This window comes from Streptomyces sp. JLBT605, assembly GCF_058215555.1.
The window spans coordinates 3,120,751-3,132,917 of record NZ_CM177087.1; the positions used below are offsets into that span (position 1 = coordinate 3,120,751).

2 protein-coding genes and 1 pseudogene are annotated in these 12,167 nt (G+C 73.6%); all 3 read right to left on the bottom strand.

What is annotated here, in order from left to right; translation table 11 throughout:
• Nucleotides 1–28 precede the first annotated feature (28 nt).
• Nucleotides 29–10,735 (bottom strand): SDR family NAD(P)-dependent oxidoreductase, encoded by a 10,707-nt coding sequence (locus AC4BDD_RS13545; RefSeq protein WP_490691258.1) that lies wholly within the window; start codon nucleotides 10,733–10,735, stop codon nucleotides 29–31.
• 25 nt (nucleotides 10,736–10,760) lie between these two features.
• Nucleotides 10,761–11,516 carry an acyl carrier protein gene (locus AC4BDD_RS13550; RefSeq protein ID WP_490691768.1) on the bottom strand — a complete coding sequence of 252 codons (756 nt, stop codon included), beginning with the start codon at nucleotides 11,514–11,516 and terminating at the stop codon, nucleotides 10,761–10,763.
• 78 nt (nucleotides 11,517–11,594) lie between these two features.
• Nucleotides 11,595–12,167, bottom strand: a pseudogene (locus AC4BDD_RS13555) (SDR family NAD(P)-dependent oxidoreductase); the annotation flags it as partial.

Here is a 12,167-nt window from a genome sequence, read left to right on the forward strand (position 1 = left end):
TTCGAGTTGTTGCGGTCGTTCGTCGTGGTCATATCTCGGAGAGCCCCAGCTCGTTGTCGATGAAGTCGAAGACCTCAGCCACCGTCGCGTCCTGAAGCTTGTCCGCGACGCCCTCGTCGGTGTCGTCCTGCGTGCCGCGCGTGCACTTGGCCAGCAGCGCGCTGAGCCGCTCGGCGGCCCGGATGCTCACCAGCTCCTCGTGGTCCATCGCCGAGATCGCGGCCTCCAGCCGGTCGAGTTCGGCCTGGAGGCGGCTCGCGGTGGCCGCGTCCGGGACGAGCTCCTCGCGCAGCCGGGTGACGAGGGCGACCGGGGTCGGGTAGTCGAAGACCAGCGTGGCGGGCAGCCGCAGACCGGTGGTGCGGGCGATCCGGTCGCGCAGTTCGACGGCGGTGAGGGAGTCGAAGCCGAGCTCGGTGAAGGCCCGTTCGGGCTCGACGGCCTCCGGGCCGGCGTGCCGGAGCACGGTCGCGGCCTGCAGCCGCACCAGGTCCAGCAGCACGGCGGTCTGCTCGGCCGCCGGGAGGCCGGACAGCTGACGCGCCAGGGCCTCGGCCTCCGCGCGCGCCTGTTCGGCCCGCTCCGCCTCGATCCGCTGGACCTCGGGGATCTCGCGGAAGAGGGGGTGGGATCCGGCCGCGGCGAACCCGTCCAGCAGGCGGGCCCAGTCGATGTCGGCGACGGCGACGCTCGCCTCGCCGTCCGACAGGACCTCGGCGACCGCGGCGATGGCCGACGCCGGAAGGCCGCGCAGCCCGCCCTGGTCGTCGTCCCGGCCGGTGCCCTCGGAGCCTTCCTCGGCAGCCTCGCGGGCGGCCTCGCCGTCCCAGGGACCCCAGGCGATGGACGCCGCCGGGAGGCCGCGGTCGCGGCGGTGCCGGGCGAGAGCGTCCCAGCAGGCGCTCACCGCTGCCGCACCGCCCTGACCGGGCCCGCCCAGTGTGCCGACGATCGAGGAGCACAGGACGAACGCGGACAGATCAAGGTGCGCGGTGAGTTCATGCGCGTTGACGGCCGCCGCGACGCGGGCGCGGACCGCCCGGTCGAACGCCTCGGCATCGACCGAGCCCAGCAGCCCGTTCCCCGTCAGCCCCTCAGAGCCCACGGACTCGTCGGACTCGTCGGCGAGGACCACCGCGGTCAGCGGGTGCTCCTCCGGCAGCCCGGCAAGCAGCCCGGCAAGCACCTCGCGGTCGGCCGCCTCCGCGGAGGTGACGGTGACCAGGTGCTCGGCGCCGCGCTCGGCCAGCATGCGGGCCGCCCGGGCGCCGATGGTCCCAGTGCCGCCGATGAGCAGCACGGTGCCGCGCGGCTCCCACTCCCCCGCCTGCGGGTTCACCTGGGCACGCACCAGGCGCGGGACGAAGAGACCGGCGTCGCGCACGGCGACCTGGTTCTCGTCGGCCGATCCGGCCACCACCCCGATCAGGCGGGACACGGCACGATCCGCCACGGACTCCGGCACATCGACCAGACCGCCCCAGCGCTCCGGGTGCTCGAAGCCCAGGACCCGGCCCAGACCCCACAGCTGCGCCTGCTCCGGGTTATCCACCCGGTCGGCGCCCCCGACCGAGACCGCGCCGCGCGTGGCCAGCCAGAGCCGTCCGTGCACGCCCGCGTCACCGAGCGCCTGCACCAGCGGCACCACGGGCAGTGCGGCGGAACCGCTCGCCCAGGTCAGGACCCCGGCCACGGACGCCATATCCACCGACCGCTCATCGAGGGCCGCCCGCAACTGCTCGGCGACCGCCTGCCGGTCGCCCTGCCGGAGTTCCACGGTCAGGGCCTGCGCACCCGCCTCGCCCAGGGCGAGAGCGGAACGCTCGACCCAGCCGTCGCCACCACATCCGGCGGGCGCGACCACCAGCCACACCCCGGAGAGCGCGCGCGACGTGCCCTCCACCAGACGGGACCAGACGGTCCGGTAGCGCCAGGGATCCTGAGCCGCCAGGCCCGCCGCGCCCTGGTCAGGTGCCGCCGTGGCCTCCAGCCAGTAGTGCTGGCGCTGGAAGGCGTAGGTGGGCAGATCGACGCGCGCGGCGCCGGTGCCCGCGAAGAAGGCAGCCCAGTCGACGGAGTTGCCGGTGATGTGGACCCGGCCGAGAGCGGAGACCACGGCCTCCGGCTCGGGCTGGTCCTTGCGGAGGGCCGGGACGAAGGCCACGGACTCCGGGTCGGCGTCGGGCAGGCAGTCCTGCGCCATGGCGGTCAGGACGCCGCCGGGGCCCAGCTCCAGGAAGGTGCGGACACCCTCGGCGTGGAGGGTCTGGATCTCGTCGTGGAAGCGGACGGCCCCGCGGACGTGGCGCACCCAGTACTCGGGGGAGGTCACGTCTCCGGTCATCGCGATGCGCGGTGCGTGGAACGTCAGCGACTCGGCGACCTTGCGGAAGTCGGCCAGCATCCCGTCCATACGGAACGAGTGGAACGCGTGGGAGACCGTCAGCCGCTTGGTGCGCTCGAAACCAGCCGCCACGGACAGCACGGCATCCTCATCACCGGAGATCACCACGGCGCGAGGTCCGTTGACCGCCGCGATGTCCACCCCGTCGATCAGCAGCGGACGAACCTCGTCCTCGCCGGCCTGGAGCGAAACCATCGCACCGCCGGTCGGCAGCGCCTGCATGAGACGGCCACGGGCGGCGACCAGCTTGCCCGCGTCCTGAAGCGACAGCACCCCGGCGACGTGCGCGGCGGCCAGCTCGCCGATCGAGTGCCCGCCGACGAAGTCCGGGCGCACGCCCCACGACTCGGCCAGACGGAACAGGGCGACCTCGACGGCGAACAGCGCACTCTGCGTGTACTGGGTCTGGTTGAGAAGCTCGGCGTCATCCAGCACCGCCGGGTCGAGCCCGAGCGCCGCACACGCCTCATCGAAAGCGGCAGCAAAGACCGGGAAGGCATCCCGCAACTCGCGGCCCATACCGACCCGCTGCGCACCCTGGCCGGTAAAGAGCACCGCCAGCTTGCCGCCCAGCACCCGGCCCGACGTCACATCGGACCCGACGATCACCGCGCGGTGCTCGAACGACGCCCGACTGGTCGCCAGCGAGAAGCCGACATCCACCGGGTCGAGGTCCGCGGCCGCTCGGCGCACCCGCTCGACCTGCGCGTCCAGGGCCTCGGGCGTCTTGCCGGAGACCACCCACGGCACCAGCGGCAGCTCAACGCCGCCCTCAGCAGGGACGACATCCGTCTCCGGCGCCTGCTCGAGGATCACGTGCGCGTTGGTCCCGCTGAAGCCGAAGGACGAGACACCCGCACGCCGGGGCTGCTGCTCCCGCTGCGGCCACTCACGCGCCTCGGACAGCAGCTCCACGGCCCCCGTGGACCACTCCACATGCGGCGTCGGCTCATCGACGTGCAGGGTCTTGGGCAGCACGCCGTGCCGCATCGCCATGACCATCTTGATCACACCAGCGACACCAGCGGCCGCCTGCGTGTGACCGATGTTCGACTTGATCGAGCCCAGCCACAGCGGCTCGCCGCCGTCACCGCGCTCCTGGCCGTAGGTCGCCAGCAGCGCCTGGGCCTCGATCGGGTCGCCGAGCCGGGTGCCGGTGCCGTGGGCTTCCACCGCGTCCACATCGGCGGTCGACAGGCCGGCTCCGGCCAGCGCCTGGCGGATCACCCGCTGCTGCGAGGGACCATTCGGCGCGGTGAGGCCGTTGCTCGCACCGTCCTGGTTGATCGCCGAGCCACGGACCACGGCCAGCACCTGGTGGCCGTTGCGTCGGGCGTCCGACAGCCGCTCGACGACGAGCATGCCGATGCCCTCGCCCCAGCCCGTACCGTCCGCCGCACCGGCGAACGCCTTGCACCGGCCGTCACCGGCCAGACCGCGCTGGCGCGAGAAGTCGATGAAGGTGTTGGGGGTGGACATCACGGTCACGCCACCGGCCAGCGCCATCTCGCACTCGCCCGCCCGCAGCGCCTGCACCGCCAGGTGCAGGGCGACCAGCGACGACGAGCAGGCCGTGTCGACCGTGACCGCCGGGCCTTCCAGACCGAGGGTGTAGGAGACGCGGCCGGAGAGCACACCGGCGGAAGTGCCCGTGCCCAGGAAGCCTTCCACCCCGTCCGGCACGGAGGAGCCGAGCCGCGCGCCGTAGTCGTGGTAGATCACGCCGGCGTAGACGCCGGTGCGGCTGCCGCGCAGGGTGCCCGGGTCGATGCCGGCCCGCTCGAACGCCTCCCAGGACGCCTCCAGCAGCAGCCGCTGCTGCGGGTCCATCGCCAGCGCCTCACGCGGGGAGATCCCGAAGAACCCCGGGTCGAACTCGGCCGCCTCGTGCAGGAAACCACCGTCACGGGTGTACGAGGTGCCCGGACGGTTGCCCTCCGGGTCGTAGAGCGAGGCCACGTCCCAACCGCGGTCCAGCGGGAACGTCGACATCGCGTCGCCGCCGTCCACCAGCAGCCGCCACAGCTCCTCGGGTGAGGACACCCCGCCCGGGAAGCGGCAGCTCATGCCCACGATCGCGATCGGATCGTCGTCCAGGGCGGCACGGCCGCCGGCCGCCGGGAGCAGGGCTGCCGCTTCCTCGCCGCCCACCAGTTCCTCGCGGAGGTGGGCGGTGAGCGCGGCGGGCGTGGGGTAGTCGAAGACCAGGGTCGCGGGCAGCCGCAGCCCGGTGACCGCGTTCATCCGGTTCCGCAGCTCGACCGCGGTCAGCGAGTCGAAACCGATCTCCTTGAACGAACGATCCGCCTCCACCGCGTCCGCCCCCGCGTAGCCGAGGACGGCGGCGACGTTGGACTGGATCAGCTCCAGAAGCAGGCGCTCCCGCTCGTCCGGGCCGAGTCCGGCCAGGCGCTGCCGCAGCCCGTCCACGGCGGCGGCGCCGCCCGCGGCGGCCCGCCGGACCCGGGGGGCCCGCACCAGCCCGCTGAGCAGGGCCGGGACGTCGCCGCCCTGCGCGGTCATGGCCGCGGTGTCCAGGTGCATCGGCACCAGCGCCGGCTCGGGCGTGCGGTGCGCGGCGTCGAACAGCGCGAGGCCGTCGGCCACGGAGAGGGCCGGGGTGCCGGAGCGGACCAGGCGCTCCAGGTCGGCGGCGGTCAGTTCGCCCGTCATGCCGCTGTCCTGCGCCCAGGCGCCCCATGCCAGGGAGGTGGCGGGAAGCCCCGCACCACGTCGGTGCTGGACGAGGGTGTCCAGGAAGGCGTTGGCCGCCGCGTAGTTGGCCTGGCCCGGGTTGCCGAAGACTCCGGCGGCCGAGGAGAACAGCACGAACGCCGACAGGTCCAGCCCGGCGGTCAGCTCGTGCAGGTGGAGCGCGGCGTCGACCTTCGGCCGGAAGACCGTCGCCAGCCGCTCCGGGCTGAGGGAGTCGAGCGTTCCGTCGTCCAGCACGCCGGCGGTGTGCACGACGCCGGTCAGCGGGTGCGCGGCGGGGACGGAGGCCAGCAGTGCGGCGAGCGCGTCCCGGTCGGAGACGTCGCAGGCCGCGATGGTCACCTCGGCGCCCTGCGTGGCGAGTTCGTCGCGCAGCTCGGCGGCGCCGGGCGCGTCGGCGCCGCGGCGGCTGGTCAGCAGCAGATGCCGCACCCCGTGCTCGGCCACCAGGTGGCGGGCGATGATCCGGCCGAGGCCGCCGGTGCCGCCGGTGACGAGCACCGTGCCGTCGGCGTCCCAGGCCCTGTCCACGGTGAGCACGACCTTGCCGACATGCTTGGCCTGCCCCAGGTGGCGGAACGCCTCCGGCGCCCGCCGCACATCCCAGGTGGTGACCGGCAGCGGCCGCAGCGCGCCGCTGTCGAACAGCTCCAGCAGCTCGCGGAGCATCTGCTGGATGCGGTCCGGCCCGGCGTCCATCACGTCGAACGCCTGGTAGGAGACGCCGGCGTGTGCCGCGGCGACCTCGTCGGCGTCGCGGATGTCGGTCTTGCCCATCTCCACGAAGCGTCCGCCGCGCGGCAGCAGCCGCAGCGAGGCGTCCACGAACTCCCCGGCCAGGGAGTCCAGGACGACATCCAGGCCGCGGCCGGAGGTGGCGGCGAGGAACTCCGCCTCGAAGTCGAGGGTGCGGGAGGAGGCGATGTGCGTCTCGTCCAGCCCCAGTTCGCGCAGCGTGCCCCACTTGCCCTGGCTGGCGGTGCCGAAGACCTCCGCGCCCAGGTGCCGGGCCAGCTGCACGGCGGCCATACCGACGCCGCCCGCGGCCGCCTGCACCAGCACGGACTCGCCGGACTTCAGCCCGGCCAGGTCCACCAGCGCGTAGTAGGCGGTGAGGAACACCACCGGGGCCGCGGCGGCCTCGGCGAACGTCCAGCCTCGCGGCATCCGCGCCAGCAGCCGGCGGTCGGTGACGGTGAGCGGGCCGAAGGATCCGGACAGCATGCCCATCACCCGGTCGCCGGGGGCCAGGTCGGTGACGCCCTCACCGACCTCGACGACGACACCGGCGCCCTCCAGGCCCAGCAGCCCGGCGTCGCCCGGGTACATGTCCAGGACGTTGAGCACATCGCGGAAGTTCAGGCCGCCGGCCCGCACCGCGACCCGCACCTGCCCGGGCTGGAGCACCGCGGTCGCCTGCTCGTTCTCCACGAAGCACAGCCCGTCCAGGGTGCCCTTGCCGACGAAGTCCAGCCGCCAGGCGTCGGTGTCCGCCGGCGGCGTCAGGGCGCCACCGGAGCCGGCGCGCGCCAGCCGGGGTACGCGGATCTCACCGGACCGCAGCGCCAGCTGCGGCTCACCGGAGTCGAGGGCGGACGGCAGCGCGCGCCAGGACTCGGCCGAGCCGTCGACATCGACGAGCACCAGCCGCTCCGGGTTCTCCGACTGCGCCGAGCGCACCAGGCCCCAGACGGCGGCATGCGCCAGATCGGCCGGGGACTCGGCGGCGTCCGCCGCCACCGCCCGCCGCGTCACCAGCACCAGGCGTGCGGCCGCGAACCGCTCCTCGGCCAGCCAGCGCTGCACCAGCCCCAGCGCGCGGGCCGCCGCCTCGTGCGTCTGCCCGGCGCTCACCGTCGAGGCGGCGTCGCCCGGGGAGCACGGCACCAGCACCAGGTCCGGCACCCCGTCCGCGGACGTCCCTGTCTCCAGGTCCGCCCACAGCTCCGCCTCGATGCCCGCGTCCGCCAGCGCACCGGCCGTGCCGAGACCGTCGGAGCCCAGCACGGCCCACCGGCCGGCCCGCTGACCGGCATCGGCCTCGTCACCGGACTCGTCTCCGGCGGGGCCGGCGTCCGTGGCCGCGACCGTCACCCACTCCAGCCGGAACAGCGAGTCCTGCTGGGCGGAGGCGGCGTCGGCGAGCTGACCGGTGTCGATGGCGCGCAGCGCCAGGGAGTCGATGGTGGCGACCGGGGCGCCGGTGCCGTCGGCGACCGCCAGCGACACCTCACCCGTGCCGCGCGAGGAGATCCGCACCCGCAGCCGCGCCGCTCCGACGCCGTGCAGCGCCACGCCCGACCAGGAGAACGGCAGCCGGGGACGGCCGTCGTCCTCGACGAAGTCGCCCAGGCCGATCGCGTGCAGTGCGGAGTCCAGGGCCGCGGGATGCAGCCCGAAGGCGGCCGCCTCGCGCTCCGCGTCACCCGGCAGCGCGATCTCCGCGTACACGTCCGAGCCGCTGCGCCAGGCGGCCCGCAGCCCCCGGAACACCGGCCCGTACTCCAGCCCGAGGGCGGCCAACTGGTCGTAGAGCCCGTCGATGTCGACGGCCTCGGCGCCGGCCGGCGGCCACTGCGTGAGATCGGCCGCCGCTTCCGCCGCCGGGGAGCCGGCCGTCAGCGTGCCGGAGGCATGCCGGGTCCACGGGTTCTCCGCCGGGGCACCGTCAGGGCGCGAGTAGATCCGCACCTCGCGGCGCGCCGATCCGTCCGCCTCGCCGACGGTCACCCGCAGCTGTACGCCGCCCCGCTCGGGCAGCGTCAGCGGTGCCTCCAGGGTCAGTTCCTCGAGCAGGTCGCAGCCGACCTGGTCGCCGGCGCGGATCGCCAGCTCCACGAGCCCGGTGCCCGGAACCAGCACCGTGCCCGCCACGGCGTGATCCACCAGCCATGCGTGGGTGGCGCGGGAGAGCCGGCCGGTGAACATGAAGCCGTCGGAGTCCGGCAGCGCGACAGCGGCGCCGAGCAGCGGGTGTTCGGCGGAGCCCAGGCCCAGCCCGGCGACGTCCCCGGTGACGGCCGAGCCGCGCGGCCAGAAGCGCTGGTGCTGGAAGGGATAGGTGGGCAGATCGACGCGCTGCGCGCCGGTCCCGGCGAAGAACGCGGCCCAGTCGACGGTGCCACCGTGGACATGCACCCGGCCCAGGGCGGAGACCACCGCCTGCGGTTCCGTGCGGTCCTTGCGCAGCGCGGGGATGAACGCCACACCTTCGGCGTCGGGCAGGCACTCCTGCGCCATGGCGGTCAGGACGCCGCCGGGGCCCAGCTCCAGGAAGGTGCGGACACCCTCGGCGTGCAGGGCCGTGACCTCGTCGCGGAAGCGGACCGCCTCACGGACATGCCGCACCCAGTACTCCGGCGACGTCACATCGCCGGTCATCGGGATCTGCGGCGCCTGGAACGTCAGCGACTCGGCGACCTTGCGGAAGTCGTCGAGCATCCCGTCCATACGGAAGGAGTGGAAGGCGTGCGAGACCGTCAGCCGCTTGGTGCGCTCGAACCCGGCCGCCACGGAAAGCACGGCGTCCTCGTCGCCGGAGATCACCACGGCACGGGGGCCGTTGACCGCCGCGATGTCCACACCATCGATCAGCAGCGGACGAACCTCGTCCTCCGACGCCTGGAGCGAGACCATCGCACCACCGGTCGGCAGCGCCTGCATCAGACGGCCACGAGCCGCAACCAGCTTGCCCGCGTCCGCCAGCGACAGCACCCCGGCAACATGCGCGGCAGCCAGCTCACCAATGGAATGCCCACCGACGAAGTCCGGCTTCACACCCCAGGACTCAACGAGCCGGAACAGCGCCACCTCGACCGCGAACAGCGCACTCTGCGTGTACTGGGTCTGGTCCAGCTTCTCGGCGTCGTCCAGCACCGCCGGATCCAACCCCAGCGCGCCGCACGCCTCATCGAAAGCGGAAGCAAACACCGGGAAGGCATCCCGCAGCTCGCGGCCCATGCCGACCCGCTGCGCACCCTGGCCGGTAAAGAGCACCGCCAGTCGGCCCTCGACCGCGCGCCCGGACACGATCTCGGACCCCACGAGCACGGTCCGGTGGTCCAGGGCCGCCCGGCCCGTGGCCAGGGAGAAGCCGACGTCCAGCGGGTCGAGCCCGGCCGCGGCCTCGCGGACCTGCTCGATCTGCGCGGCCAGCGCCTCGGGGGTCTTGCCGGAGAGCACCCACGGCACGACCGGCAGCTCGATCTCACCGGCGGCCGGGGCCTCGGCCTCCGGGGCCTGCTCGATGATCACATGGGCGTTGGTGCCACTGATCCCGAACGACGACACGCCCGCGCGACGCGGCCGCTCCACCCGCGGCCAGTCACGGGGCTCGGTGAGCAGCTCCACCGCACCCGCGGACCAGTCCACATGCGGCGACGGCTCATCCACATGCAGAGTCTGGGGCAGCATGCCGTGCCGCATCGCCATGACCATCTTGATCACACCAGCGGCACCCGCGGCCGCCTGCGTGTGACCCAGGTTCGACTTGATCGAGCCCAGCCACAACGGGTCACCGGCCTCACCACGGTCCTGGCCATAGGTGGCCAGCAGCGCCTGCGCCTCGATCGGGTCACCCAGCGACGTGCCCGTGCCGTGCGCCTCGACCACATCGACATCGGCAGCCGACACCCGGGCGTTCGCCAACGCCTGGCGGATGACGCGCTGCTGGGACGGGCCGTTGGGCGCGGTCAGACCATTGCTCGCACCGTCCTGGTTGATCGCCGTACCACGCACCACCGCCAGCACCGGATGACCGTTGCGACGGGCGTCCGACAGCCGCTCCACCAGCAGCATGCCGACACCCTCACCCCAACCGGTGCCATCCGCCCCGGCCGCGAACGCCTTACAACGCCCATCCGCCGACAACCCCCGCTGACGCGAGAACCCGACGAAGATCTCCGGCGTCGCCATCACCGTCACACCACCGGCAAGCGCCAGATCACACTCACCCTGACGCAACGCCTGCACCGCCAGATGCAAACCCACCAACGACGACGAACACGCCGTATCCACCGTCACCGCCGGGCCCTCGAACCCGAACGCATACGACACCCGACCAGAGGCGATACTCCCGCCAGTGCCGAGGAAACCCTCCACCTGCTCCGCGGCCTGATCCACCACCACCCCGTAGTCGTGGTACATCACCCCCGCGAACACACCCGTCCGCGAACCCCGCACCGAAACCGGATCGATCCCCGCACGCTCCAGCGCCTCCCACGACGCCTCCAGCAACAACCGATGCTGCGGATCGATCGCCACCGCCTCACGCGGCGAAATCCCGAACAGGGAGGGGTCGAACTCGGCCGCCTCGTGGAGGAATCCGCCCGAGCGGGCGTAGGTGGTCCCCTGGTGGTCGGGGTCCGGGTGGTACAGCGACTCGATGTCCCAGCCTCGGTCGGTGGGGAAGTCGCTGATCGCGTCCCCGCCCGCGGCCAGCAGCTCCCACAACTCCTCCGGCGAGGACACCCCGCCCGGGAACCGGCAGCTCATCCCCACGATCGCGATCGGCTCGCGCGATTCGGCGGTGAGCTTCCGGTTCTGCTCACGGAGCCGCTCGGTCTCCTTGAGTGACGCGCGAAGTGCCTCAACGAGTCGTTCGTCAGGTGCGCTCATCGTTGCGTTCTTACCTCTCGCGTCTTCAGAAGTCGGACTCTCCGAGCGCCATCCGCATCAGGCGCTCGGCGTCCATCGAGTCGATCGAGTCCGGCTCGCCCGCCTCGTCGGCGGCGGCCGGGTCCGGGGCCTGGACACGGATGCCCGCCAGCTCCAGCAGGGCATCCATCAGGCCCGCGTCCCGCAGGCGGTTCAGCGGAATGGCGGCCAGCGCCCGGCGGATCTCGTCCTCGTCCGCCGTGCCGCCCGCGTCCTCGGCCGGCACCAGTTCGGCGCGCACGTACTCGGCGAGAGCGCGCGGCGTGGCGTAGTCGAAGATCAGCGTCGCGGGCAGCCGCAGCCCGGTCGCGGTCTGCAGCCCGTTGCGGAACTCGACGGCCGTCAGCGAGTCGAAGCCCAGCTCGCTGAAGGCGCGGTCGGATCCGACGGCGGTCAGATCGGCGTGGCCGAGCACCGACGCCGCGTGCCCGCGGACCAGGTCGAGCAGCAGCCGCTCCTGCTCCAGCGCGGGCAGGCCCGCCAGCCGCTGCTTCAGCTGCTCGCCGGTCTCCCGGGTGCCGGTCTGCGCGGCCCGGCGCGCGGTGGTGCGCACCAGCCCTCGGAAGAGCGGCGCCACCGCCCCCGCACCTGCCAGGGTCCGGGTGTCCAGCGGCACCGGGACGAGGACGCCACGCGCCCCCGCGGTCCGGTCGAAGAGCGCCAGCCCGTCCTCAGCCGACACCGGCAGCACCCCGGAGCGGGACATGCGGCGCAGGTCGGCGTCGGCGAGCGCGTCGGCCATACCGCCGCCGTCCTGCTGCGCCCACGGGCCCCAGGCCAGGGAGACGCCGGGCAGGCCGGCCGCGTTGCGGTGCCGGACCAGCGCGTCCAGGAAGGCGTTGGCCGCCGCGTAGTTGCCCTGCCCCGGCGTGCCGAACACCCCGGCCGCCGAGGAGAAGAGCACGAACGCCGTCAGGTCCATCTCGCGGGTGAGCTCGTGCAGATGCAGCGCGGCGTCCACCTTCGGCCGGAAGACGGTGTCCAGCCGCTCCGGGGTCAGCGCGCCGATGACACCGTCATCCAGCACACCGGCGGTGTGCACGACACCGGCCAGCGGACGCTCGGCAGGCACCGAGCCCAGCAACGCGGCCAGCGCCTCACGGTCGGCCACGTCACAGGCCGCGACCGTGACCTCGGCGCCCAGCCCGGCGAGTTCGTCCCGCAGCCCGACCGCGCCGGGGGCGTCCGCCCCGCGCCGGCTGGTCAGCAGCAGATGCCGCACCCCGTGCTCGGCCACCAGATGACGGGCCACCAGCGCGCCCAGCCCGCCGGTGCCGCCGGTGATCAGCACCGTTCCGGCGGTGTCCCAGACAACAGTCTGCTCGCCGGCGTCCGCGGCGGGCAGCTGGGCGGCCTTGACCAGGCGCGGCGCCAGCAGTCCACCGTCGCGCAC